Genomic DNA, 23,876 nt, shown 5'->3' on the forward strand with positions numbered 1-23,876 from the left:
GGAGAAGCGGATGAAACAGTATTTGATTGCCCCCTCAATCCTGTCTGCCGATTTTGCCCGCCTGGGTGAAGACACGGCCAAAGTGCTGGCTGCAGGCAGCGACGTCGTCCATTTCGATGTTATGGATAACCACTACGTTCCAAATCTGACCATCGGGCCTATGGTGCTGAAATCACTGCGCGATTATGGCATCACCGCGCCGATTGACGTACACCTGATGGTGAAGCCCGTCGATCGCATCATCCCGGATTTCGCCGAAGCCGGCGCCAGCATCATTACCTTCCATCCTGAAGCTTCCGAACACGTTGACCGCTCTTTGCAGCTGATTAAAGAGCACGGCTGCAAAGCGGGCCTGGTGTTTAACCCGGCGACGTCGCTCAGCTGGCTGGATCACGTGATGGATAAGCTGGACGTTATTTTGCTGATGTCCGTAAACCCGGGCTTTGGCGGACAGTCGTTTATTCCGCACACGCTGGAAAAACTCCGCCAGGTGCGCGAGCGCATCGACGCTTCCGGTTACGATATTCGCCTTGAAGTCGACGGCGGCGTGAAAGTTGATAATATTGCGGAGATTGCCGCGGCGGGCGCGGATATGTTTGTCGCCGGCTCGGCTATCTTCAGTCAGCCCGATTATAAAACGGTCATCGATCGCATGCGCGATGAACTGGCAAAGGTAAGTCATGAATAAGTTTGAAAAAATTCGCGGTGTCGCCTTCGATCTGGACGGCACGCTGGTGGATACGGCGCTGGGCTTAAGCCAGGCGATGGATCAGGCGCTCTACGCGCTTGAGTTGCCAACGGCCGGCGAAGAAAACGTCGAGAAGTGGATTGGAAACGGCGCCGACGTGCTGGTGCAGCGCGCGCTGACCTGGGCGTTAAAAGGCCAGGAGCCGCAGTTCGATCAGTGCCTTATGGCGCGCAAGCTGTTTGATAGCTTCTATGCGCAAACGGTCGACGAAGGCAGCTTCCTGTTTCCGCACGTCGCCGACACGCTGGCCGCGCTGGCCGACAACGGCCTGCCGATGGGGCTGGTGACCAATAAGCCGACGCCGTTTGTTATGCCGCTGCTTGAAAAGCTGGGCATCGCGCAATACTTCCAGGTGGTTATCGGCGGCGACGATGTGGAGAACAAGAAGCCGCATCCGGAGCCGCTGTTTAAGGTCATGGAGAAGCTTAACCTGAGCGCGGAAGCGCTATTGTTTGTGGGGGATTCCCGCAACGATATTCTTGCCGCGCAGGCTGCGGGCTGTCCCTGCGTCGGCATGACCTACGGTTATAACTATGGTGAAGCTATTGAGCTGAGCAAACCGAACGTCGTGTTTGATAAGTTCAGTGACTTATTGCCCGCTCTCGGGCTCCCTTGCAAAGAAAATCAGGAATCAGAACATGAGTAAACCCATTGTTTTTAGCGGCGCGCAGCCTTCAGGTGAATTAACCATTGGTAACTACATGGGTGCGTTGCGTCAGTGGGTTCACATGCAGAACGATTACCACTGCATTTACTGCATCGTTGACCAGCACGCCATTACCGTGCGCCAGGATGCGAACGCGCTGCGTAAAGCCACGCTCGACACCCTGGCGCTGTACCTGGCCTGCGGTATCGATCCGGCGAAAAGCACCATTTTCGTTCAGTCCCACGTGCCTGAGCATGCGCAGCTAAGCTGGGTGCTGAACTGCTACACCTATTTCGGCGAGCTGAGCCGCATGACGCAGTTCAAGGATAAGTCTTCGCGCTACGCCGAAAATATCAACGCCGGCCTGTTTGACTATCCGGTGCTGATGGCCGCCGATATCCTGCTCTACCAGACCAACCTGGTGCCGGTGGGCGAAGATCAGAAACAGCATCTGGAGCTGAGCCGCGATATCGCCGCGCGCTTTAATGCCCTGTATGGCGAAGTGTTCAAGGTGCCTGAACCCTTTATTCCTAAGTCCGGCGCGCGCGTGATGTCCCTGCTGGAGCCGACCAGGAAAATGTCCAAATCTGACGATAACCGCAACAACGTTATCGGCCCTGCTCGAAGATCCAAAGTCGGTGGTGAAGAAGCTTAAACGCGCGGTGACCGACTCCGACGAGCCGCCAGTGGTACGTTACGACGTCGTCAACAAGGCCGGCGTTTCCAACCTGCTGGATATTATGTCTGGGGTCACCGGCAAGACTATCCCTGAGCTTGAGCAGCACTTTGAAGGCAAAATGTATGGCCACCTGAAAGGTGACGTAGCGGAAGCCGTCTCAGGCATGCTGATCGACCTTCAGGAGCGCTACAATCGCTATCGCAATGACGAAGCCTTCCTGCACCAGGTGATGAAAGAGGGCGCGGAAAAAGCCCGTGCTCACGCCAGCGCCACGCTGAAGAAAGTGTACGAAGTGATTGGCTTTGTTGCCCAGCCGTAAGGCGCAAGCGATAAAAAAAGGAGGCGAAAGCCTCCTTTTTTATTAGTGATTCGAGAACCAGTTCAGCTTGTCGCGCAGTGCCACCACGCGCCCGACGATAATCAGCGCCGGGCTTTCAACCTGCGTCGCCAGCTCGCCAAGCTCGTTCAGCGTTCCGTTGACGACGCGCTGTTTAACGGAGGTGCCGTTTTCTACCAGCGCAACCGGCATATCCGCAGGCATGCCGTGGCTGATAAGGTTTTGTTCGATGGCCGGCGCCTGATTAAGCCCCATATAGAACACCAGCGTTTGTTTCTCTGCCGCCAGGTTCGCCCAGTCGAGCTCGCCACCGGTTTTCAGGTGCCCCGTTACCAGCCGCACGCTTTGCGCGTAGTCGCGGTGGGTTAACGGAATGCCGGAATAAGCGGAGCAGCCCGAGGCCGCGGTTATCCCCGGCACAACGGAGAAGGGAATACCGCCGTGACACAGCGTTTCCAGCTCTTCGCCGCCCCGGCCGAAGATAAAGGGATCGCCGCCTTTCAGACGCACCACGCGTTTACCTTTTTGCGCCTCGCGCAGCAGGATCTGGTTAATCTCTTCCTGTGGGACGCAGTGAAAACCTGCTCGTTTACCGACAAAGACGCGGTCCGCGTCGCGGCGTACGAGGTTCATAATGTCATCGGAGACCAGACGGTCATAGACCACCACGTCGGCCTGCTGGATCTGCTGCAGGCCTTTAAGGGTCAGTAATCCCGCATCGCCCGGCCCCGCGCCGACCAGCACCACTTCGCCGCGATGATCGAGTTCGGCGGCGAACATCGACTCGGTTTCCTGGTCGATTGCCTTTTTATCTTCGTTCGCCAGATATTGCGCCAGGCGATCGTTAGTAAAGAATTTTTCCCAGAAGCGGCGGCGTTCGCCCATGGTGGCAAACTTCGCTTTCACCCGCCCGCGCAGCGTGCCCGCGTAGCCGGCAATTTTGCCCAGGTGCAGCGGCAGAATGGATTCGAGCTTTTCTCGCAGCAGGCGAGCCAGCACCGGTGAAGTGCCGCCGGAAGAGACCGCGACCATCAGCGGCGAACGGTCGATAATCGACGGCATAATAAAGCTTGCCTGCTTAGGCGCGTCGACCACGTTGCAGAAGATGCGGCGGGATTCGCACGTATCGCTGACCTGCTGATTCACCTCGTCGTCATCGGTTGCGGCGATCGCCAGCCAGCAGGCGTCAAGCAGGGCGGGGGAAAACTCGCCCTGTTCAAGGGTCAGCATGCCCTGTTGCGCCCAGGCTTTAAACTGCGGCGTAAAGTCCAGGGCATTAACAGTGACGCGCGCACCTGCCTCCATCAATAAACGTGCTTTACGTTCTGCGACATCGCCCCCGCCAACCAGCAGGCAGGCGCGATTTCGTAGCTGACAAAATATGGGCAGGTGATCCACGTTCAATCCTCAATTATTGGCTTACAGTTTCAGGCGCAGCGATACGCTCTGGCCGTGGTCGTTCGGCTTTTGGCGTAGCATACCAATAACCCAGACCCATGAATACCGCGCCGGAAAGCGTATTCCCAAGCGTTACCCACAGCAGGTTGTGGCCGATGCCGGCCAGCGTATAAGCCTCGCTATGGTGGCCAAACCAGGAGAGCGCAAACAGCGTCATATTGGCCACGGAGTGTTCATAGCCGGAGGCGATAAACGCTAGCAGGCACCACCAGATAGCGATAAGCTTCGCCGCGCCTTCGGTACGTATCGCCATCCAGATCGCAAGGCATACCAGCCAGTTGCACAGCGCGCCTTTGAAGAACAGCGTCATCGCCGGCGCGGTGGTTTTTGCCAGCGCAACGGTGTGGACGATGCTGGTATCCGCCGGCAGCAGGCTACCGCCGCCCCAGCTGTACAGCAGCGCGACAAACACGGAGCCCAGCAGGTTGCCAGCCCAGGTCTGCGGCAGGATAGCCCACATCTGGCCGTGAGAAAGGGTTCCCGCTTTAACGCCGAAGGTCAAAAACATGGTGTGGCCGGTAAAAAGCTCTGAGCCGGCGATAATCACCAGCGTCAGGGCGATACCGAAGGTGGCGCCCATCACCAGCGGACGAACGGCGGGATCGAGCAAATTGCCGAGGGTGAAGATAAGGATGATGGCAAGCCCGACATAGGCGCCGGCCATGGCGGAGGCGATCCAAAAGCCGAGCGGATTGTTTTTCGACAGGCGGGCAATACGAGCGGCATTCGCCGCACACTTATTAATGGTATCGGTGAACATTTTTGTTATCCCAGATAATTGAAAATAATAAAGAAAAGGTAAAAAAGGCGCTTTGTGCTTTCCGATCCTGAAGGTCGTAGGGTGAAAAGCGCTATGCTTTTCTACCCTACGCTTCGGTCAGAATATTATTAAGCTTTGATCTGAACCATGCCGTCCTGAACGCGGGCGGCAAAGTGCGCAACGGAGCGGCTTTCATCTTCCATACACAGCCCGTCGCGCAGACGGAAACGCTGTTTTTTCAGCGGGCTGGCAACCCACAGTTCGCTCTGGTGCTCGGCAATAATCCCGCGCGACAGCACGCTCGCCTCAAAGAACGGGTCGATATTGCTGATGGCGTAGATTTGCTCGTCGTTGCGCGGGCGGAAAATCGCCACCTGCTGGCCGCCCAGCAGGGCGCAAACGCCGGTCGCTGGCAGAATGTCGTTCAACTGACAAACGGTAGTCCACTGGCTCATACGATTTCCTCCGCTTCAACCATAGTGACTGGAATACGCTCGTAAGGCGTGGCCGGGCGATGCTGTTCGCGCTCGGATACGACCTGCACGTTCGGATCGCGCTGCGGGCTGTTGATAAAGTGTCTGAAGCGAACCTGCGCTTCCGGCTTGTTCACCGTTTCGGTCCACTCACAAATCACTTTCTCGCGCAGACGCGTCAATTCAGTTTCAAGCTGGGCGTTCAGGCCCAGTTTGTCTTCGATGATGACTTGTTGCAGATACCCGATGCCGCCTTCCAGGTTTTCCAGCCATACGGAGGTACGGGTCAGCTTATCCGCGGTGCGGATGTAGAACATCATGAAGCGGTCGAGATATTTGATCAGCGTGTCGCGATCGAGGTCTGCCGCCAGCAGATCCGCATGGCGCGGTTTCATGCCGCCGTTGCCGCACACGTACAGATTCCAGCCTTTTTCGGTGGCGATAATGCCCACGTCTTTACCCTGCGCTTCCGCGCATTCGCGGGTGCAGCCGGAAACGCCGAACTTCATTTTGTGCGGGGTGCGGATGCCCTTGTAGCGGTTTTCAAGCTCGACGCCGAAGCCTACGCTGTCGCCCACGCCGTAACGGCACCAGGTGCTGCCGACGCAGGTTTTCGCCATGCGCAGCGCTTTCGCGTAGGCGTGGCCGGTTTCAAAGCCCGCTTCAATCAGCTGGCGCCAGATCTCCGGCAGGTCGTCTTTCTGCGCGCCGAACAGGCCGATACGCTGGGAGCCGGTGATTTTGGTGTACAGGTTGTATTCACGGGCGATACGGCCGACGACCATCAGGCCTTCAGGCGTGATTTCACCGCCGGCGGAACGTGGGATCACCGAGTAGGTGCCGTCTTTTTGGATATTGCCGAGGAAGTTGTCGTTGGTGTCCTGCAGCGGGGTGTGCAGCGGTTCGAGAATATAGTCGTTCCAGCAGGAGGCGAGCAGGGAGCCGACGGTTGGCTTACAGACTTCGCAGCCGTAGCCCTGGCCGTATTTGCTCAGCAGCTCGTCGAAGGATTTAATCCCTTCCACGCGGATAAGATGATAAAGCTCCTGGCGGGAGAACGCGAAGTGCTCGCACAGGTTGTTGTTTACTTCGATGCCCTGTTTGGCCAGCTCGGCGTTCAGCACCTGGGTTACCAGCGGAATACAGCCGCCGCAGCCGGTACCGGCCTTGGTTTCCGCTTTCAGCGCCGCCACGGTGTGGCAGCCTTTATTGATGGCGTTAACCAGGTCGCCTTTGGTGACGTCGAAGCAAGAACAGATCTGCGCGGTGTCCGGCAGTTTGTCTACGCCGATGGAAGGTTTGCCGCTGCCTGCGTGCGCAGGCAGAATCAGCGCGTCCGGGTTTTCCGGCAGCTCAATGGCGTTCAGAACAAGCTGCAGCAGGTTGCCGTAATCGCTGGTGTCGCCCACCAGCACCGCGCCCAGCAGGGTTTTGTTGTCTTCGCTGACCACCAGGCGTTTATAAACTTCTTTGCTTTCGTCGAGATAAACGTAGCTGCGTGAGTTTGGCGTGCGGCCGTGCGCGTCGCCAATGCCGCCCACGTCCACGCCCAGCAGCTTGAGCTTGGCGCTCATGTCCGCGCCTTCAAAGGCGTTTGCGTTGTTCAGCAGGTGATCCGCGGTAACCTGGGCCATCTTGTAGCCCGGCGCCACGAGACCGAACACGCGGTTATTCCAGCTGGCGCATTCGCCGATAGCGTAGATGTCCGGGTCGGAGGTCTGGCAGCTGTCGTTAATCACGATACCGCCGCGCTGCGCTGTGGCAAGGCCGCACTGGGTCGCCAGCTTATCACGCGGACGGATACCGGTTGAGAAGACGATAAAGTCGATTTCAAGCTCGCTACCGTCGGCGAAACGCATGGTTTTACGCGCTTCTTTTCCTTCCTGAACAATCTCAAGGGTGTTTTTGCTGGTGTGAACGCGCACGCCCATGCTTTCGATTTTATTGCGCAGCTGCTCGCCGCCCATCTGGTCGAGCTGTTCCGCCATCAGCATCGGCGCGAATTCGATAACGTGGGTTTCCACGCCAAGGTTTTTCAGGGCGCCCGCGGCTTCCAGGCCGAGCAGGCCCGCCGCCGACCACGGCGCCGCGTTTGCTACGGCGCGCGCAGGCTTCGATAGCGTTCAAGTCTTCAATGGTGCGGTAGACGAAGCAGTCCTGCGTTTCGGACCCTTTAATCGGCGGGATCCACGGATAGGAGCCGGTAGCCATAACCAGCTTGTCGTAATACACGGTACGGCCGGTATTCGAGTGGATCACTTTTTCCTGGCGATTGATGGTGATGGCGCGTTCGCCCACCAGCACGTTGACGCCGTGCTTCTCGTAGAAGCCGTCGCGGACCAGGGATAATTCTTCAGCGGTATGGTGGGAAAAATAGGAAGAGAGATGCACGCGGTCATAGGCTTTGCGCGGCTCTTCACAAAAGACGGTAATGTCGAACTCGCCGGGCTGGGCCTTATCAAGTAAGTCCTCGATAAAGCGATGGCCGACCATGCCATTACCGATAATTGCGATTCTGACTTTGCTCATAATTGCCTCAATTTCTTTTCTATTACCGCCTACCTTAACGATTCAGCAAAGGCGATTATTGATGCAAATCAAATACGCCTTTGTATACCACTTAAGGAGTATATGGTTGATTTAAATAGTTTTTTTATAAGTTATGGAATTGGTTGGTTTTTCGTCAAAAGCCCGCGGCGAGGGCAGGAGAGGGCTTGCCAGGCGTGAAGTAAAAAAAGAGTAATAAGGATGATAAAAAACTGAGTAACAGGCGCCGGAGACGACCGAAAGCAGAGAAGACGTGCCGGAAGGGAAACCCTCTCCCGAAGATGGGAGAGGGGTCGGGCTTAGTGCGCCGCCGCCGCCGTATTATGCTGGCGGTGTTTGGTCACCAGACCAAGCGCCATGCACATGACGAAGACCACCGCATACAGGCCGTTTGCGGTCTGTAGCGCCGCGTGCGGGCCGCTGTGGGCCACAATCGGGCCGGTGACCACGAAGGTCAGCATGGTGCCGATGGTGCCGCAGGTCAGCACGAAGTTAACCAGCTTCGGCGAAGCGATTTTGGTCTGCAGGGAACCCAGAGTAATGATGGTGGTGTAAATTGCGCTGGAGAAGAAGCCCAGAGCCAGGATAAACCACGCCAGGTGCGCAGGTTCGCCGGTGTTGAACAGGTACATCAGCACGGTCGCGGCACCCGCCAGCACCATCAGAATGCGTTGCAGGTCGAAGAAACGCAGCACGAAGCTGAATACCCACATGCCCACCATATACGACATCCAGAAATCGCTGACCAGCTTGCCCGCGTCGTTGATGTTCATGCCGAGGCTTTTCGCGTATTCAGGAACCCAGGAGATAAAGCCCAGCTGGCCGAGGATGTAGCACAGCGCCGCTACGGAGAGGAACAGCACGCCGATGCCCCATTTTTCTTTCGCCACCGGCTGTGCGTGCGTTTCCTTCGCATGTTTGCCCAGCGCCGGGAATTCACAGCCCAAAGTCAGCAGGAAGATGGCGACGTACACCAGGCCGATGCAGACATAGACCCAGTACCAGTTAATGCTGCGCGCCAGAAGAATCGCGGCGACCATCGGGAAAATCATCCCTGCCATGCTGAAGAAGGAGTCGGTAAACAGCAGGCGGGAACCGCGCTGACGGCCTTCATACATATGGGTGATGAGGAAAGTACCGATCGACATGGTAATGCCGCTGACCAGACCCAGAACGAACATCGAGGCGGAGAAGATAGTCAGGTTATGGCCCAGAATCAGGCCGGCTACCGCCAGTACCATCAGCAGGAAGCCAAAACGCAGCTGCGTTTTCAGCGGCACAATTTCCATCAGCCAGGCATTCAGGAAGATTGAAATCAGAATGCCAGCATTCAGGAAGGTAAAGGTGTTGCTCATGCTGGAGACGGGCAGCTGGAAATATTCTGCGATGTTTCCCATCACCATCCCGGTGACAATCACCAACGCGCCGGTCAGGGCGTAGGAGAAAAAGCTGATCCATAGCAGCTTGGTACGGTTGCTGTTAGTCATATCTTGCCTGTGAATAGAAGTGTAAAGCGCGTTGACAGCGCCGTGGGCGAGTGAATTTTAGCCGTGAACGTGATCGATTTAAACATTCAATGTAATTATGTTTAAAAATTACCATTCGTTTCATGAATCAGCTCACATATTTCAATCTGTAAAACAGATTCATTCGTGCAACTTATTGATTTATTGAAAAGTAAAAAACCGTAAAGGGCTGGCACCCGCCGCTGCTCCTCTTTACACTCTAGCCACTTGCTTCATTCACTGCCTTCGTAAGGAATTTCTGATGCTCAAATCGACTCTGGCGGCTGTTGCAGCTGTATTCGCCATCTCGGCTGTTTCCCCCCTTGCACTGGCGGCAAGCGGCGATCCTCACGTCCTGTTAACGACCTCTGCCGGTAATATTGAGCTGGAATTAAATAGCCAAAAAGCTCCCGTATCGGTGAAGAATTTCGTTGATTACGTCAACAGCGGCTTCTATAACAACACCACCTTTCATCGGGTCATTCCGGGCTTTATGGTGCAGGGCGGCGGCTTTACTGAAGATATGAATCAAAAGCAGCCGAACCCGCCGATTAAAAATGAAGCGGATAACGGCCTGCGCAATACCCGCGGCACCGTCGCCATGGCGCGTACCGCGGATAAAGACAGCGCCACCAGCCAGTTCTTTATTAACGTCGCGGACAACGCTTTCCTCGATCACGGCCAGCGCGATTTCGGTTATGCGGTGTTTGGTAAAGTTGTGAAAGGGATGGAAGTGGCCGACAAGATTTCTCAGGTTCAGTCCCACGACGTCGGTCCTTACCAGAATGTTCCGTCAAAACCGATAGTTATCCTCTCCGCAAAAGTCCTGCCTTAATTCCTTGCGCGCGGGTTGGTTTGACCCGCGCTCTGCCCGCTCCCCGGCAACTGTGCGCAATGCCGCTTATACTTGTGGCAAACCAGTGGCGAAATAAGGGAGGCGATATGGGCAAGAAACTCACCGAGAAGCAAAAATCCCGTCTGTGGCAGCAGCAGCGCAGCCGATCTTTCCAGGCCAGCAACCGGCTGGAAGGCCTGGAAGTACCGCTGATTACGCTTACGCGTGATGAAGCTCTGGCGCGCATCAGCGAACTGCGGGGTCACTATGAGCGATAAATTCGGCGAAGGGCGCGATCCCTATTTCTGGTCTGGTATTCACGTGCTGCGCAACCGGCTTGATATTCGTGAGGCCGAGCGGCTGAAAGAGGCCGAGCTTCAGCTGACCGCGCTACGGGCGGCAACCATCGAGCTTGGCCCGATGCGCATGGGCCTGCCGTGGCTGTGTTCTATCCATCAGCAGCTTTTCCAGGACGTGTACGACTGGGCGGGCGAGTTAAGAAAGGTCGATATCTATCAGGGCGATACCCGTTTCTGCCACTTCGAGTACATTGAAAACGAAGGCAACGATCTGATGCAGGAGCTGGAGGATGAACGCTACCTGAGCGACCTTGAGAAGCCGGAGTTTATCGAGCGCCTCGCGCATTACTATTGCGAAATAAACGTTCTGCATCCGTTCCGTATCGGCAGCGGCCGGGCGCAGCGCGTGTTCTTCGAGCAGCTGGCGATCCATGCGGGCTACATGCTCGACTGGAGCGAAGCCGAGCAGGATACGTGGCAAGCCGCGAACCAGGCGGGGGCGCTGGGCGATCTTAAGCCGCTCACGGCGATTTTTACTAAAGTGGTGAGCGAGGCGAGGGAAAGCGAATAGAATAGCGCGGTTCTTCTTTCTGCCGGAGCCGCCATGTTACTGCTTATCGACAATTACGATTCCTTCACCTGGAATCTGTATCAGTATTTTTGCGAGCTCGGCGCCGAAGTGGTGGTAAAGCGCAACGATGACATTACGCTTGCGCAAATCGCCGCTCTGGCGCCTGCAAAACTCGTGATCTCTCCGGGCCCCCTGCACGCCGACCGAGGCCGGCATCTCGCTTGCCGCCATTGCGCATTTTGCAGGACGGCTGCCGATCCTTGGGGTTTGCCTCGGCCATCAGGCCATTGCCCAGGCGTTTGGCGCTGCAATTATCCGCGCAGACCAGGTGATGCACGGCAAAACTTCTGTTATTTCCCACAACGACAGCGGCGTATTCAGCGGCCTGAATAATCCTCTTACCGTGACGCGTTACCACTCGCTGCTTATCGACCCCGCCACTTTGCCAGACGGTTTTGAGATCGCCGCCTGGACCGACAAAGGCGAAATCATGGGCATCCGCCACCGTACGCTGGATCTGGAAGGGGTGCAGTTCCACCCTGAAAGCATCCTCAGCGAGCAGGGCCATCAGCTGCTGGCCAATTTCCTGAATCGGTGATTTTTTATTGCCAGCTAATGATTTTTTATGCATATTTCGTGATTATATTTTCACGAATCTCTTCTGTATAAAACTGGATGGGGAATCAATGGCAACTGAACAATCAGCAATTAACCGCGCGACCTTTGATGAAGTTATTCTGCCGGTTTATGCACCAGCCGAGTTTATTCCGGTAAAGGGTAAGGGCAGCCGGGTATGGGATCAGCAGGGTAAAGAATACGTTGATTTTGCTGGGGGCATTGCGGTTACGGCGCTGGGCCACTGCCATCCGGCGCTGGTGGCGGCGCTGAAAACCCAGGGCGAAACGCTGTGGCACACCAGCAACGTCTTTACGAACGAACCCGCCCTGCGTCTGGGCCGTAAGCTGATTGAGGCAACTTTTGCCGAGCGCGTGCTGTTTATGAACTCAGGTACGGAAGCCAACGAAACTGCCTTTAAGCTTGCGCGCTACTACGCTTCTACCCGCCATAGCCCGTACAAATCCAAAATTATCGCCTTCCATAACGCTTTCCACGGCCGCTCGCTGTTTACCGTTTCGGTTGGCGGACAGCCGAAGTATTCCGACGGCTTCGGCCCGAAACCTGCCGATATTATCCACGTTCCGTTTAACGACCTGCACGCGGTAAAGGCCGTCATCGACGATCATACCTGCGCGATTGTCGTGGAGCCGATTCAGGGCGAGGGCGGCGTTACCGCCGCAACGCCTGAATTCCTGCAAGGGCTGCGCGAGCTGTGCGATGAGCACAACGCGCTGCTGGTGTTCGATGAAGTGCAGTGCGGCATGGGACGTATCGGCGAACTCTTCGCCTATATGCACTACGGCGTGACGCCGGACATCCTCACCAGCGCCAAAGCCCTCGGCGGCGGTTTCCCGGTAAGCGTGATGCTGACGACCCAGGAAATTGCTTCCGCCTTCCACGTCGGCGCCCATGGTTCAACCTACGGCGGCAATCCGCTGGCCTGCGCCGTAGCCGGCGCCGCATTCGATATTATCAACACGCCGGAAGTGCTAAGAGGCGTTGCGCAAAAACGTCAGCTGTTCGTGAAGCATCTGCGGCAGATCGATGAGCAGTTCAATCTGTTCAGCGATATTCGCGGCATGGGGCTGCTGATCGGCACAGAGCTGAAGCCGGAGTATAAGGGCCGCGCCCGTGAATTCCTGTACGCCGCCGCTGATGAAGGGGTGATGGTGCTGAATGCCGGCCCGGACGTGATGCGCTTCGCGCCATCGTTGATTGTGGATGACGCGGACATCGAAGAGGGCATGCGGCGCTTTGCGAAAGCCGTCGGCAAGATCGCCAAGGCTTAGCCGGGCCATAAAGCCTGCGTCATGCGGCGTTTAGCGGATGGCTTTTACCCTCCCTGCGGCCGCCGCAGGCTGCTGTTTAGCCAGATCCCATGATGCGGGCGCTGACGCCATGCCACTGAAGAAATGGTGTGCATGGTGTTAAGATGCCCCAGCACCCGCTGTAAATGCTGCTCCATGGTGCTTAACGGCCCGGTGGGCAGCGCTTCTGCATCCAGAATAACCGCGTCTTTCGTCTCCCCGGGCCCGTCATATTCAAGCCGCTGCTGGCATCTTTGCAGGGCGATTTCGCACGCCTGCAGGTAACGCTGCGCCAGCTCCGGCGTGAGCATATTGTGTTCGCGGGCAAGGGTCGTCATCGCGTTGACATGCTCAACGATAAACTGGCTGTGCGTTACCCACAGCTTCATATCTTCCAGATAATTCGAGTTAAAGCCCGGCTCCTGCATCGCCTGGTTTAAGGAGTTAAACAGCGCGTTGTGGGCCTGGTTGACCCGCATGCGCTGCCAGGCCAGCGGCGTGGGCCTGGGATCGCTGCTTAAAATCAAACGGATGGCTTCCTGATCGGTTTCCAGCGCGTCGTGGGCGTTCTGACGCAGCAGGCCGCTTTGCCACTGTGGCCACAGCCAGACCATGCCGCCAAAGGCGATCAGGCAGCCGAGCAGGGTATCTATCAGGCGGGGCACAATGTATTGCTCGGCGCTTAGGGTGATCAGCTGCAGGGTATAAACGGCGGTAACGGTAAAGCCAATGGTCGCCCAGCCGTAGCTTTTGCGGATAAAGAGATAGCTTACCAGCGTGATAATAAGCATCGCGGTGAGCGCAATATACTGCGGAAAGTGGAAGTGCAGGGCGATGCCCGCGATGGCAAGGCCGGCCATGGTGCCGGCCGAACGGTGCAGAATACGCACCCTCGTCGCGCCGTAGCCGTTTTGCGTCACGAACATAACGGTCATCAGGATCCAGTAGGGCTTGGGCAAATGCAAAGAGGCGCCGAGCAGGCTGGCCACGGTCAGCATGACGCCGAGCCTCGCTGAGTTACGCAGCGCGGCGGATTTAAATGACAGGTAGCTTTTAAGGGCGGCCCACAGCGGCAGACGACGCTGGCGGTCCTCCATCAGGTCGCGAACATATAAAGGACGCTGGGTTCGCAGCACGCGCGCGATGCGGCTGAAGTGATAGTGGCAGAACTGCCCGACCGGGTTGTCCGGGTTCTGACGGGCAATTTTTTCCAGCGCTTCGATTTGTTTATCCATCACAAACCGCTTCGGGTAGCGGTGATAAAGGATATCGTCGGCCAGCACGCGTAAACGCGCCGCGATAGTCTGCGCGTTCCAGCGTATCACCGCCTCGGCGTGGCTTTGCTCGACGAGCTTTTGCACCTCTTCCGGCTGATGCAGGCTAACGGAGATGTGCTCCTGTAAATCGAGCGCCACCTGGAAGGCGCGCAGCAGGCGCTTGTAGCCGTTCTGCTGATTCGCCGCCAGCATGTGCAGCTGCTGGTAACAAACGGTGATCAGATCGACGGCTTTTTGCTGGCGGGCCAGCAAAGGCGGCAGCGCTTTTTCAGGATCCGTGTGCTGGGTCAGCAGGCCGTACTTGGCCTCGCAATAGTCCGCAAGCTGGCGGTAGAGCAGGCTTAAGGATTCACGAAGCGGCTGTTCGCGCCACATCCAGAACCAGAACCAGTTGAACGCTCCGTACCAGACGGTGCCGCAAACATAAAGCAGCATCGGTTTCCAGATGGGCATATTCCCGGCCATGCTGAGGGTAAAAATAGCGGCGATGAGCGAGGCGGGCAGCAGGCGGGCGTGGAGCGCGCTGATTTCGGCGGTGACACCCAGCAGCAGCGCCATACCCAGAAGAATGACCGGAAGCGGCACGGGCGTGTACAGCAGCATCAGCTGCATCAGCAGACTGCTGATGGCGAACAGGCCGCCGCCGATGATTAACCGCTTGAAGAAGCGTTTATGAGGCGTATCCAGACCGGCAATATTGCAGCACGCGGGCACTAACGAGAACATCAGCCCGGCCTGCAGATTGCCCAGAATCAGGCCTACCGCCACGGGAAGACACAGCACCAGCGTTTGTCGCAGTGCGTAGTTAACTTCGGGATGGTAGATCAGTCGACGCCACATATCAGAAGTGTAGAGACAAAAATGGCGTGTTACCGAAGCGACACGCCATTTTGTGAACAGGAATTAACGAGTGCCGTAAACGACGATCGTTTTACCGTGAGCGGAAATCAGGTTTTGATCTTCCAGCATTTTCAGGATGCGGCCTACGGTTTCGCGGGAGCAACCGACGATCTGACCGATTTCCTGGCGGGTGATTTTAATCTGCATGCCGTCCGGGTGGGTCATAGCGTCCGGCTGTTTTGCCAGGTTCAGCAGCGTCTGAGCGATGCGGCCGGTAACGTCGAGGAAGGCGAGGTTGCCTACTTTTTCTGACGTGACCTGCAGGCGACGCGCCATCTGGGAAGACAGACGCATCAGGATGTCCGGATTAACCTGGATAAGCTGACGGAACTTTTTATAGGAAATTTCGGCCACTTCGCATGCGGTTTTCGCACGAACCCAGGCGCTGCGCTCCTGGCCTTCTTCAAACAGGCCTAATTCACCGATAAAATCGCCCTGGTTCAGGTAGGAGAGGATCATTTCCTTACCCTCTTCATCCTTAATCAGCACTGCCACGGAGCCTTTGACGATGTAGTACAGCGTCTCTGCTTTTTCACCCTGGTGAATCAGCGTGCTCTTTGATGGATACTTATGAATGTGGCAATGGGACAAGAACCATTCGAGTGTCGGGTCTGTTTGCGGTTTGCCAAGCACCATGCGCGGTTATCCTCTGTTATAAACTGGCTACCAAAGACAGGATGCAAAACCTCCTGCCCGGCGTTGCAATCGTTAGAATATTTCCCACTCGGGGGAAATGGCCTGCAAGTCAATCTTGCCGCCTGTAATTAGTGATGTCCTCTGCAGACATTTATCACGTCAATGTATCAAATGTTGCATCCGGATTGTTTTAGCATAGCTTTTGACAAGTGTCTCCTATTGTCTCGTTTCAGCATGATGCAGGTCGCCTTCCGTTGCCAGTTTTACCGCATCCGCGTACTCTGAAAGGAAATTTCTTCAACAGGAGTAAGCAACATGCAGGCACGAGTTAAATGGGTTGAGGGGTTAACTTTCCTGGGCGAATCGGCTTCGGGCCACCAGATCCTGATGGACGGCAATTCAGGCGATAAGGCGCCCAGTCCGATGGAGATGGTACTGATGTCGGTCGGCGGCTGCAGCGCCATCGACGTGGTGTCCATTTTGCAAAAAGGCCGCCACGACGTGAAGGATTGCGAAGTGAAGCTGACGTCCGAGCGCCGTGAAGAAGCCCCGCGCCTGTTCACGCACATTAATCTGCATTTCATCGTGACCGGCAAAGACCTGAAGGACAACGCCGTGTCCCGCGCGGTGGATCTCTCCGCTGAGAAATACTGTTCGGTAGCGCTGATGCTTGAGAAAGCCGCAAACATCACGCACAGCTATGAAGTGATCGAAGCTTAACGCGCTTCAGGGCGGCGGGCGCCGCCCTAAACGACCTTTCTGCCTTCCGCCAGCCGTTGCACCAGCGGCGTCATGATAAGCTCCATCGCCAGCCCCATTTTCCCGCCGGGCACCACCAACGTATTGATGTGGGAAATGAAAGATCCCTGCAGCATGGCCAACAGATATGGGAAATCAATGTCATCCAGCCCGCGGAAGTGAATAACCACGAAGCTTTCGTCCAGCGACGGAATGCCGCGCGCCGCAAAGGGGTTAGACGTATCTACCGTTGGCACGCGCTGGAAGTTGATATGGGTGCGCGAGAACTGCGGGGTGATGTAGTTGATGTAGTCATCCATCGATCTGACGACCGAGTCCATCACCGCTTCCCGGGAATGGGCCGCGTTCGCTGGTGTCGCGCACCAGCTTTTGGATCCACTCAAGGTTAACGATGGGCACCACGCCTACCAAAAGGTCGACGTGGTTCGCCACGTCGTGCTGCGGGGTGACTACGCCGCCGTGCAGCCCTTCGTAAAAGAGGACGTCCGTCGGCTCTGGCAAAGGCTGCCACGGCGTAAAGGTTCCCGGCACCTGGTTCCAGGGCACGGCTTCATCATACGTATGGAGATATTTACGGGATTTGCCCTGGCCGCTGCGCCCGTATTCAGCAAAGGTCTGCTCAAGCAGGCTGAAATCGTTGGCCTCAGGGCCGAAATAGCTGATGTGGCGGCCAAGGTCGCGCGCTTTGCGGATAGCCAAATCCATTTCCGGACGGGTATAACGGTGGAAGCTGTCCCCTTCGACCTCCGCGGCGCGCAGGTTCAGCTGCTGAAAAATCTTGCGAAAGGCAAGGCTTGTGGTGGTGGTTCCCGCACCGCTGGATCCCGTGACGGCGATAACCGGATGTTTGGCTGACATAGGGCAACAACTCCATGGATTGTAAGAATTATGCAGTACAGACCGCGCCCCATGACAAGGGTCAGCCGCGGAACTGCCCGCGCGGCATAATATTCACCGTTTCATGAAGCTCTGACCAGACCAAAACCGCTTCGCCGCTTTGCAGCTGTCGTTTCACATCGGCGACCTTCTGCGACAGCGAGCGTTCCTGTTCACCATAATCCGTACCCTCGCGTAACACAAAGGATTCGATAAGATTGTCGAGCGTTTCCGCGTCGAGATCCTGCCAGGGAATAATCATCTTAGTGGTCCAGATATCTCGTCAGCCAGTCGGGGATGCGCTGCTCAAGCCACATTTCCGGTTTACGCAGCGTGCCGCCGACAAAGCCGACGTGTCCGCCATGACTGGTGAGTTGATATTCAATATTTGTGGGTAACGATGCCTTATCAGGAATGACATGGTGATCCATAAAGGGATCGTCTTTAGCATGGATAATGAGCGTGGGTTTAGCAATATCCGGCAGCAAAGGCATGGCGCTGCACCGGCGGTAGTAGTCCAGCGCGTCGGCAAAGCCGTGGATTTTCGAGGTAATCAGATCGTCAAAATCGCGGATGCGGCGCACGCCTTTCAGCTGTCTTAAATCGACAGGAAGCGTGCCGGGATAACTTCTGAGTTTCCGCGCGGCGTTCTTTTTAAGCAGGTTTAACAGGTAGCGCTGATAGAAACGCGAGAAACCCTGTTCCATATGGTAGCAGCACTGCTCAAGCATCAGCGGGGCCGAGACCACAACGCCCGCTTTTAAAGTACAGTCCACGCCCTGTTTCGCCATCAGGCAGGCCAGCATGTTGCCGCCGAGGGAGAAGCCGACCGCCGCCGTGGGCGCATCGCCATAGCGCTGGTTCAGCCAGTTAAGGAAAAAGGTGCCGTCCTCGGTTTCGCCGGAATGGTAGATGCGCTGCATGCGGTTGGGCACGCCGCTGCAGCCGCGGAAGTGCATAACCACGCCCAGCCAGCCGCGATTTTTAGCCGCTTCAATCAGGCCGTGAGCATAGGGGCTGTGCAGGCTGCCCTCCAGACCATGGAAAACCACCAGGCGCGGTTTATCGACGGCCGCAGCCGGATCTTCGCTCCAGGCGAGATCGACGAAATCTCCATCCGGCATATCGAGACGCTGCCAGTGGGGTTTAAATTTGACACGACGACGGATCACGCGCGGCAGCATAGTTTGCAGGTGGGGGTTGCTCAATCCGCGCATTGGACGGAAATCCTGGCCGTCATCATGATTAAAATTCAATTCTGCAGGGCTTGTCTGATCCATATCACACTGTTAGTTTCATTTTGTTTGCTAATTATTACCTTTGGGTGTGGAGCACCCACGTTATGGAAACGCTTTTCTTTTCAATGCTTGGTTTTCTTTGGGTCGCAGCTATCACCCCGGGTCCTAATAATACGTTACTTACCTCTTCCGGAGCCAACTACGGTTTCTGGCGCAGCTTACCGCTGATGATCGGCATCATGCTGGGCATGCAGTGCATTTTGCTGCTGGTGGCCTGCGGCGTGGGCAGCCTGATTCTGATTTACCCTGCGCTGCACCTTATTCTAAAAATTGCCGGCAGCGCTTATCTTTTATGGCTGGCGTGGAAAATTGGTACGGCGACCTACGAGCGTCTGGAAACGGATGCTCCGCCGCCGGCGCCCATTCCGTTCTGGCAGGGTGGGCTGCTTCAGCTTATCAACCCGAAAGCATGGCTAATGGCGCTTGGGGCGGTAGCCAGTTTTAGCCTTGCCGGTGCGGAGTATCTGCATTCCGTGGTGTTAATCAGCCTCGGTATCGCGCTGGTGAACATTGTGGCGGGCGCCATCTGGATCGGCTTTGGCAGCCTGATTGGCAAACTGCTGCGCAGCCGCCGCGCCTGGGCCATTTTCAACGTCTTGATGGGCCTGCTGACGGCGGCCTGCGTGCTGCTGATTTGGCGCTAAACCAGCATTGATGGGGGCGATTACTCGCCCTGCATCATTTGTTCAAGCTGTTCGTGGGCGTCCAGCCATTCCATTTCACACTCCTCCAGCGCGGATTTGACCTTCACCTGGGTTTGCAGGCATTCGGTCATTTCGGCCTTGCGGCTTTGATCGTAAATGGCGCTGTCAGCCAGCTTCTCTTCCACCGCCGCCAGCTGCGCGTTCAGCTTTTCCATCTGCTTTTCAAGCTGGGTGATTTGCTTGCGCAGCGGCTGGGTCTGGGTGCGTAACTCGGCCTCCCGGCGTTTCTGATCCTTACGCGCCTGCGCGCTGTTGGCGTTGTCCTTCGCCCCGTCTTCCGGCTGGTTGTCCTGCTTTTGCAGGTCGCTTAGCCACTGCTGATAATCTTCCAGGTCGCCGTCGAAGGCTTCGACTTTTCCATCGTGCACCAGATAGAGATCGTCGGTGGTTGAGCGCAGCAGGTGACGGTCGTGGGAAACCACCACCAGCGCGCCTTCAAAATCAATCAGCGCTTCGGTCAGCGCCTGGCGCATATCGAGGTCGAGGTGGTTAGTCGGTTCATCGAGCAGCAGCAGGTTAGGGCGCTGCCAGACCACCAGCGCCAGCACCAGGCGGGCTTTTTCGCCGCCTGAGAAACGGGCCGTTTGCTCGGTAACCTTATCGCCCTGGAAGCCGAAGCCGCCGAGATAATCGCGCAGCTGCTGTTCCAGCTCTTTAGGCGCAATGCGCGCCAGATGCTGGAGCGGCGACTCATCGGCCCGCAGATATTCGAGCTGGTGCTGGGCAAAGTAACCAAGCTTGATGCCTTTCGCCAGGCCGATATCGCCCTGTAGCGGAGCCAGCTCGCCCGCCAGCAGCTTAATCAACGTTGATTTACCCGCGCCGTTGCGGCCTAACAGGCCGATACGCGAGCCGGGAACCAGGTTAAGTTTGATGGAGTTAAGGATCACGCGATCGCCGTAGCCCGCGCTGACCTTTTCCATCCGCAAAAGCGGGTTAGGCAAGCTTTCCGGCGCGCGGAAGCTGAAGTGGAACGGGTTATCCACGTGCGCCGGAGCGATAAGCTCCATACGTTCGAGCATTTTAACGCGGCTTTGCGCCTGCTTCGCCTTCGAGGCCTTCGCCTTAAAACGATCGATAAAGCTTTGCAGGTGCGCAACGCGTTCCTGCTGGCTTTCGTACATCGACTGCTGCTGGGCAAGGCGGGTCGCGCGCTGGCCCTCGAACGAAGAGTAGTTGCCGGTGTACTCGAACATGCTTTGCTGTTCGATATGAATGATTTTGCCCACCACCGGGTCGAGGAAGTCGCGGTCATGAGAGATAAGGATCAGCGTGCCGGGATAGCTTTTTAGCCATCTTTCCAGCCAGATTACCGCATCCAGATCCAGGTGGTTGGTCGGTTCGTCGAGCAGCAGTAAATCTGAACGGCAAATCAGCGCCTGCGCCAGGTTTAAACGCATGCGCCAGCCGCCGGAGAAGTCGCTGACCGGACGTTCGAGCTGTTCGTTGCTAAATCCCAGCCCGTGCAGCAGGCTTGAAGCGCGGGAGCGGATAGTCCAGGCGTCAACCGCATCAAGCTTGCCGTGTACGATGGCGATGGCGTGGCCGTCGTTGCGCTCGTTCGCCTGCGCCAGCTCGGCCTCAAGCTGACGGAACTCCCGATCGCCGTCGATAACATATTCAATAGCGGGCATTTCCAGCGCCGGGGTTTCCTGATTAACCCAGGCCAGCGCCCAGTTGCCGGGGAAGGTCATACTTCCGCCATCGGCGCTAATCTCGTTCTTTAACAGCGCAAGCAGCGTGGATTTGCCGCAGCCGTTTTTACCCACCAGGCCGACTTTCTGGCCCGGGTTTATGGTGGCGGTGGCGTTATCCAGCAGAACGCGGGTGCCGCGACGAATTTGTAACGAGGAGAAAACAATCATAAAGCGCCGTATGTTCAGAGTATGTTAAATTGTCATTATATTCAGGTAACGTGATGCGTTGGGTATCGCGTCGGGCTGCATGGTAGCCCAAAAAAATCACTATGACGACGCCCTGGAGGGTAATGATGTCGCAGCCGCCGAAAGTTTTGCTGCTGTATGCCCATCCGGAATCTCAGGACTCGGTCGCAAACCGGGTTTTGCTCCAACCGGCCCGAGCAGCTTGAAAATGTTACCGTGCACGATCTTTACGCGCACTATCCCGATTTTTTTATCGATATCTATCAGGAGCAGGCGCTGCTGCAGGAACACGATGTCATCGTCTTCCAACACCCGCTTTATACCTATAGCTGTCCGGCGCTGCTCAAAGAGTGGCTGGACCGCGTGCTAAGCCGCGGCTTTGCCAGCGGCGTTGCCAGCGGCGTTGGAGGCACGGCTCTGGCGGGAAAGTACTGGCGGAGCGTCATCACCACGGGAGAGCCGGAGGGCGCTTACCGTCACGATGGCTTTAACCGTTCTCCCCTGACCGATATTTTGCGGCCCTTTGAGCTGACGGCGGCCATGTGCCGCATGCACTGGATGAACCCCATCATCGTTTACTGGGCGCGGCGACAGTCTCCCGGGGAGTTAGCCAGCCACGCGAAAGCCTACGGCGACTGGCTGGCTTCGCCGTTACCGCCGGGAGGACGCTGATGGAAAGTCCTGACTTACTGTTTGCCGGCGTGCTGTTTTTATTTGCCGCGGTGGTCGCGGTTCCGATTGCCGCCCGCTTAGGGATCGGCGCGGTGCTGGGCTATTTGCTGGCGGGCATCGCTATCGGGCCCTGGGGATTAGGCTTTATCAGCGACGTGGACGAAATCCTGCATTTCTCTGAGATGGGCGTGGTGTTCCTGATGTTTATCATCGGGCTTGAGCTGAATCCGGCAAAACTCTGGCAGCTGCGGCGTTCGATTTTCGGCGTCGGCGCGGCGCAGGTTATCTTAAGCGCCGTTATTCTTGCCGGGCTGCTGATGCTGACGAAGTTCTCCTGGCAGGCCGCTGTTATCGGCGGTATCGGGCTTGCTATGTCGTCGACGGCGATGGCGCTGCAGCTGATGCGCGATAAGGGAATGAACCGTAACGAGGCGGGGCAGCTGGGCTTTTCCGTGCTGCTGTTTCAGGATCTCGCGGTCATTCCGGCGCTGGCGCTTGTGCCGCTGCTGGCGGGCAATGACAACGGCCACACGGACTGGATAAAGGTCGGCTTCAAGGTCGTCGCTTTCGCCGGCATGCTGATTGGCGGGCGTTATCTGCTGCGGCCGCTGTTCCGCTTTATCGCCGGCTCCGGCGTGCGTGAGGTCTTTACGGCCGCGGCGCTGCTGCTGGTGCTGGGGTCGGCGCTGTTTATGGATATGCTGGGGCTTTCGATGGCGCTGGGAACGTTTATCGCCGGCATACTGCTGGCGGAAAGCGAATACCGGCACGAGCTGGAAATCGCCATCGATCCCTTTAAGGGATTGCTGCTGGGGCTGTTTTTTATCTCCGTCGGGATGGCGCTGAACCTCGGCGTGCTCTATACCCATCTGTTATTCGTGGTGCTCAGCGTTATCGTGCTGGTGGCGGTGAAGTTTGTCGTGCTGTACGGCATCTCCCACCTTTACGGTTTGCGCAGTTCTGAAAGGCTGCAGTTTTCCGGCGTGCTAAGCCAGGGCGGAGAATTTGCCTTCGTCCTTTTTTCTACCGCCTCTTCGCAAAAGCTGTTTCACAACGATCAGATGCCGCTGCTGTTAGTGACGGTCACCTTGTCCATGATGACCACGCCATTATTAATGAAGGGCGTGGACGCCGTTCTGGCGCGGCGTTTTAACAGCGATGAAGAGCCGGACGAGAAGCCTTATGTGGAAGACGATCATCCGCAGGTGATTATCGTCGGCTTCGGGCGCTTTGGGCAGGTGATCGGCCGCCTGCTGATGGCCAATAAAATGCGTATTACCGTGCTGGAGCGGGATATCAGCTCCGTCAGCCTGATGCGTAAATACGGCTATAAAGTGTATTACGGCGACGCGACGGAGCTTGAGCTGCTGCGTTCCGCGGGCGCGGAAGCGGCGAAATCTATCGTTATCACCTGCAACGAGCCGGAAGATACGATGAAGATCGTCCATCTATGTCAACAACACTTTCCGCACCTGTCGATTCTGGCGCGGGCCAGGGGACGTGTGGAAGCGCACGAGCTGTTACAGGCCGGCGTGAAGCAATTCTCGCGCGAAACGTTCTCCAGCGCGCTGGAGTTAGGGCGCAAGACCCTGATGACGCTCGGTATGCATCCTCATCAGGCGCATCGCGCGCAACAGCATTTCCGTCGTCTGGATATGCGCATGCTGCGCGAGCTTATCCCGGTCCATACCGATAACGCGCAGATTTCCAGAGTAAGAGAGGCGCGTCGGGAGCTGGAAGAGATCTTTGAACGCGAAATGCAACAAGAGCGTCGCCAGCTTGATGGCTGGGACGAGTTTGAATAGAAGGTGAAGCCAATGTCAGTGCGCAAGCGTTTTATTGCCGGTGCCGTGTGTCCTCATTGCAAGGCGCAGGACTCTCTCGCCATGTGGCGCGAGAATAATATCGATATCGTTGAATGCGTTAAGTGCGGGCACCAGATGCGCGAAGCGGACAAACAGGCCCGTGAGCACGTGCGCGAACAGGAGCAGGTAATAGGCATTTTTCATCCGGACTAGCGGGAAGCCCCGAGTTTTTTTAAGCTTAAGGGTACACCGGCGTAGATTTCCGCTACAATCGTCGCCAGTT

The 23,876-nt window shown here is 56.7% G+C and carries 19 protein-coding genes and 5 pseudogenes; 13 read left to right on the top strand and 11 right to left on the bottom strand.

Annotated elements, in window-relative coordinates:
* Positions 1–10 precede the first annotated feature (10 nt).
* The 3 genes and pseudogenes from rpe to trpS all read left to right on the top strand — a co-directional run bounded on the left by rpe (position 11) and on the right by trpS (position 2,392).
* Positions 11–688: a ribulose-phosphate 3-epimerase gene (gene rpe, locus WLO32_RS01550; protein WP_121267463.1), complete on the top strand. Its 678-nt coding sequence runs from the start codon at positions 11–13 to the stop codon at positions 686–688.
* A complete protein-coding gene (locus WLO32_RS01555; RefSeq protein ID WP_435946963.1) occupies positions 681–1,394 on the top strand; it encodes a phosphoglycolate phosphatase in 714 nt (237 codons plus the stop codon). The genes rpe and WLO32_RS01555 overlap by 8 nt, the downstream gene beginning before the upstream one ends.
* Positions 1,387–2,392: pseudogene (gene trpS, locus WLO32_RS01560) on the top strand (tryptophan--tRNA ligase). Before WLO32_RS01555 ends, trpS begins: the two are co-directional and overlap by 8 nt.
* Before the next feature lie 42 nt (positions 2,393–2,434).
* On the opposite strand, the gene cysG reads toward trpS, so the two are convergent.
* From cysG to tsgA, 5 genes and pseudogenes are all read right to left on the bottom strand, one after another.
* Complete coding sequence (gene cysG, locus WLO32_RS01565; protein ID WP_435946964.1) at positions 2,435–3,808, bottom strand: siroheme synthase CysG; 1,374 nt, start codon at positions 3,806–3,808, stop codon at positions 2,435–2,437.
* 13 nt (positions 3,809–3,821) lie between these two features.
* A complete protein-coding gene (nirC, locus tag WLO32_RS01570) occupies positions 3,822–4,628 on the bottom strand; it encodes a nitrite transporter NirC (RefSeq protein ID WP_435946965.1) in 807 nt (268 codons plus the stop codon).
* Between the two features lie 128 nt (positions 4,629–4,756).
* Positions 4,757–5,083: a nitrite reductase small subunit NirD gene (nirD, locus tag WLO32_RS01575; RefSeq protein ID WP_435946966.1), complete on the bottom strand. Its 327-nt coding sequence runs from the start codon at positions 5,081–5,083 to the stop codon at positions 4,757–4,759.
* Positions 5,080–7,630, bottom strand: a pseudogene (gene nirB, locus WLO32_RS01580) (nitrite reductase large subunit NirB). Before nirB ends, nirD begins: the two are co-directional and overlap by 4 nt.
* Before the next feature lie 317 nt (positions 7,631–7,947).
* Positions 7,948–9,135 (bottom strand): MFS transporter TsgA, encoded by a 1,188-nt coding sequence (gene tsgA, locus WLO32_RS01585; protein WP_435946967.1) that lies wholly within the window; start codon positions 9,133–9,135, stop codon positions 7,948–7,950.
* A 280-nt stretch (positions 9,136–9,415) separates the two neighbouring features.
* Here tsgA and ppiA point away from each other — a divergent pair, with 280 nt between their 5' ends.
* From ppiA to argD, 5 genes and pseudogenes are all read left to right on the top strand, one after another.
* Positions 9,416–9,988, top strand: coding sequence for a peptidylprolyl isomerase A (gene ppiA / locus WLO32_RS01590; RefSeq protein WP_435946968.1), 573 nt, complete (start codon positions 9,416–9,418; stop codon positions 9,986–9,988).
* A 107-nt stretch (positions 9,989–10,095) separates the two neighbouring features.
* Positions 10,096–10,266: a YhfG family protein gene (locus WLO32_RS01595; RefSeq protein WP_435946969.1), complete on the top strand. Its 171-nt coding sequence runs from the start codon at positions 10,096–10,098 to the stop codon at positions 10,264–10,266.
* Positions 10,256–10,858 carry a putative adenosine monophosphate-protein transferase Fic gene (locus WLO32_RS01600; RefSeq protein ID WP_435946970.1) on the top strand — a complete coding sequence of 201 codons (603 nt, stop codon included), beginning with the start codon at positions 10,256–10,258 and terminating at the stop codon, positions 10,856–10,858. Before WLO32_RS01595 ends, WLO32_RS01600 begins: the two co-directional genes overlap by 11 nt.
* Positions 10,859–10,891: 33 nt before the next feature.
* Positions 10,892–11,456 (top strand): annotated as a pseudogene (gene pabA, locus WLO32_RS01605) (aminodeoxychorismate synthase component 2).
* An 88-nt stretch (positions 11,457–11,544) separates the two neighbouring features.
* The gene (argD, locus tag WLO32_RS01610; RefSeq protein WP_435946971.1) at positions 11,545–12,765 is read left to right on the top strand and encodes a bifunctional acetylornithine/succinyldiaminopimelate transaminase; all 1,221 of its coding nucleotides are present in this window, start codon (positions 11,545–11,547) and stop codon (positions 12,763–12,765) included.
* Positions 12,766–12,809: 44 nt separating this feature from the next.
* Here argD and WLO32_RS01615 read toward each other — a convergent pair whose 3' ends face one another.
* Complete coding sequence (locus tag WLO32_RS01615; protein ID WP_435946972.1) at positions 12,810–14,900, bottom strand: YccS/YhfK family putative transporter; 2,091 nt, start codon at positions 14,898–14,900, stop codon at positions 12,810–12,812.
* Positions 14,901–14,963: 63 nt separating this feature from the next.
* Complete coding sequence (gene crp, locus WLO32_RS01620) at positions 14,964–15,596, bottom strand: cAMP-activated global transcriptional regulator CRP (protein ID WP_000242758.1); 633 nt, start codon at positions 15,594–15,596, stop codon at positions 14,964–14,966.
* 315 nt (positions 15,597–15,911) lie between these two features.
* Here crp and WLO32_RS01625 point away from each other — a divergent pair, with 315 nt between their 5' ends.
* A complete protein-coding gene (locus WLO32_RS01625; protein ID WP_435946973.1) occupies positions 15,912–16,316 on the top strand; it encodes an OsmC family protein in 405 nt (134 codons plus the stop codon).
* A 26-nt stretch (positions 16,317–16,342) separates the two neighbouring features.
* On the opposite strand, the pseudogene WLO32_RS01630 reads toward WLO32_RS01625, so the two are convergent.
* The 3 genes and pseudogenes from WLO32_RS01630 to WLO32_RS01640 form a co-directional block, all read right to left on the bottom strand.
* A pseudogene (locus WLO32_RS01630) lies at positions 16,343–17,213 on the bottom strand (phosphoribulokinase).
* 61 nt (positions 17,214–17,274) lie between these two features.
* Complete coding sequence (locus tag WLO32_RS01635; RefSeq protein WP_121267448.1) at positions 17,275–17,493, bottom strand: YheU family protein; 219 nt, start codon at positions 17,491–17,493, stop codon at positions 17,275–17,277.
* 1 nt (position 17,494) lies between these two features.
* Positions 17,495–18,511, bottom strand: coding sequence for a hydrolase (locus tag WLO32_RS01640; protein ID WP_435946974.1), 1,017 nt, complete (start codon positions 18,509–18,511; stop codon positions 17,495–17,497).
* Positions 18,512–18,573: 62 nt separating this feature from the next.
* On the opposite strand from WLO32_RS01640, the gene WLO32_RS01645 reads away from it, so the two are divergent.
* A complete protein-coding gene (locus WLO32_RS01645) occupies positions 18,574–19,173 on the top strand; it encodes a LysE family translocator (protein ID WP_435946975.1) in 600 nt (199 codons plus the stop codon).
* A gap of 20 nt (positions 19,174–19,193) precedes the next feature.
* On the opposite strand, the gene WLO32_RS01650 is transcribed toward WLO32_RS01645, so the two are convergent.
* Positions 19,194–21,098, bottom strand: a complete 1,905-nt coding sequence (locus WLO32_RS01650; protein ID WP_435946976.1) for an ABC transporter ATP-binding protein — start codon at positions 21,096–21,098, stop codon at positions 19,194–19,196.
* A gap of 125 nt (positions 21,099–21,223) precedes the next feature.
* Here WLO32_RS01650 and kefG point away from each other — a divergent pair.
* From kefG to WLO32_RS01665, 3 genes and pseudogenes are all read left to right on the top strand, one after another.
* A pseudogene (gene kefG, locus WLO32_RS01655) lies at positions 21,224–21,788 on the top strand (glutathione-regulated potassium-efflux system ancillary protein KefG).
* Positions 21,788–23,593, top strand: coding sequence for a glutathione-regulated potassium-efflux system protein KefB (gene kefB, locus WLO32_RS01660; RefSeq protein WP_435946977.1), 1,806 nt, complete (start codon positions 21,788–21,790; stop codon positions 23,591–23,593). The pseudogene kefG and the gene kefB overlap by 1 nt, the downstream one beginning before the upstream one ends.
* A gap of 12 nt (positions 23,594–23,605) precedes the next feature.
* Positions 23,606–23,806 (top strand): YheV family putative zinc ribbon protein, encoded by a 201-nt coding sequence (locus WLO32_RS01665; RefSeq protein ID WP_435946978.1) that lies wholly within the window; start codon positions 23,606–23,608, stop codon positions 23,804–23,806.
* Positions 23,807–23,876 lie beyond the last annotated feature (70 nt).

Source organism: Dryocola mayonis, assembly GCF_051307045.1.
In the GTDB taxonomy this organism is placed as follows: domain Bacteria; phylum Pseudomonadota; class Gammaproteobacteria; order Enterobacterales; family Enterobacteriaceae; genus Dryocola.

What these genes read in the sequence shown, in the direction of transcription:
- WLO32_RS01635 (WP_121267448.1), bottom strand. Translation starts at nt 17,493, where the DNA reads ATGATTATTCCCTGGCAGGATCTCGACGCGGAAACGCTCGACAATCTT.
- WLO32_RS01595 (WP_435946969.1), top strand. Translation starts at nt 10,096, where the DNA reads ATGGGCAAGAAACTCACCGAGAAGCAAAAATCCCGTCTGTGGCAGCAG.
- WLO32_RS01600 (WP_435946970.1), top strand. Translation starts at nt 10,256, where the DNA reads ATGAGCGATAAATTCGGCGAAGGGCGCGATCCCTATTTCTGGTCTGGT.
- WLO32_RS01650 (WP_435946976.1), bottom strand. Translation starts at nt 21,098, where the DNA reads ATGATTGTTTTCTCCTCGTTACAAATTCGTCGCGGCACCCGCGTTCTG.
- crp (WP_000242758.1), bottom strand. Translation starts at nt 15,596, where the DNA reads ATGGTGCTTGGCAAACCGCAAACAGACCCGACACTCGAATGGTTCTTG.
- rpe (WP_121267463.1), top strand. Translation starts at nt 11, where the DNA reads ATGAAACAGTATTTGATTGCCCCCTCAATCCTGTCTGCCGATTTTGCC.
- ppiA (WP_435946968.1), top strand. Translation starts at nt 9,416, where the DNA reads ATGCTCAAATCGACTCTGGCGGCTGTTGCAGCTGTATTCGCCATCTCG.
- WLO32_RS01645 (WP_435946975.1), top strand. Translation starts at nt 18,574, where the DNA reads ATGGAAACGCTTTTCTTTTCAATGCTTGGTTTTCTTTGGGTCGCAGCT.
- kefB (WP_435946977.1), top strand. Translation starts at nt 21,788, where the DNA reads ATGGAAAGTCCTGACTTACTGTTTGCCGGCGTGCTGTTTTTATTTGCC.
- argD (WP_435946971.1), top strand. Translation starts at nt 11,545, where the DNA reads ATGGCAACTGAACAATCAGCAATTAACCGCGCGACCTTTGATGAAGTT.
- tsgA (WP_435946967.1), bottom strand. Translation starts at nt 9,135, where the DNA reads ATGACTAACAGCAACCGTACCAAGCTGCTATGGATCAGCTTTTTCTCC.
- WLO32_RS01640 (WP_435946974.1), bottom strand. Translation starts at nt 18,511, where the DNA reads ATGGATCAGACAAGCCCTGCAGAATTGAATTTTAATCATGATGACGGC.
- nirC (WP_435946965.1), bottom strand. Translation starts at nt 4,628, where the DNA reads ATGTTCACCGATACCATTAATAAGTGTGCGGCGAATGCCGCTCGTATT.
- nirD (WP_435946966.1), bottom strand. Translation starts at nt 5,083, where the DNA reads ATGAGCCAGTGGACTACCGTTTGTCAGTTGAACGACATTCTGCCAGCG.
- WLO32_RS01615 (WP_435946972.1), bottom strand. Translation starts at nt 14,900, where the DNA reads ATGTGGCGTCGACTGATCTACCATCCCGAAGTTAACTACGCACTGCGA.
- WLO32_RS01665 (WP_435946978.1), top strand. Translation starts at nt 23,606, where the DNA reads ATGTCAGTGCGCAAGCGTTTTATTGCCGGTGCCGTGTGTCCTCATTGC.
- WLO32_RS01555 (WP_435946963.1), top strand. Translation starts at nt 681, where the DNA reads ATGAATAAGTTTGAAAAAATTCGCGGTGTCGCCTTCGATCTGGACGGC.
- WLO32_RS01625 (WP_435946973.1), top strand. Translation starts at nt 15,912, where the DNA reads ATGCAGGCACGAGTTAAATGGGTTGAGGGGTTAACTTTCCTGGGCGAA.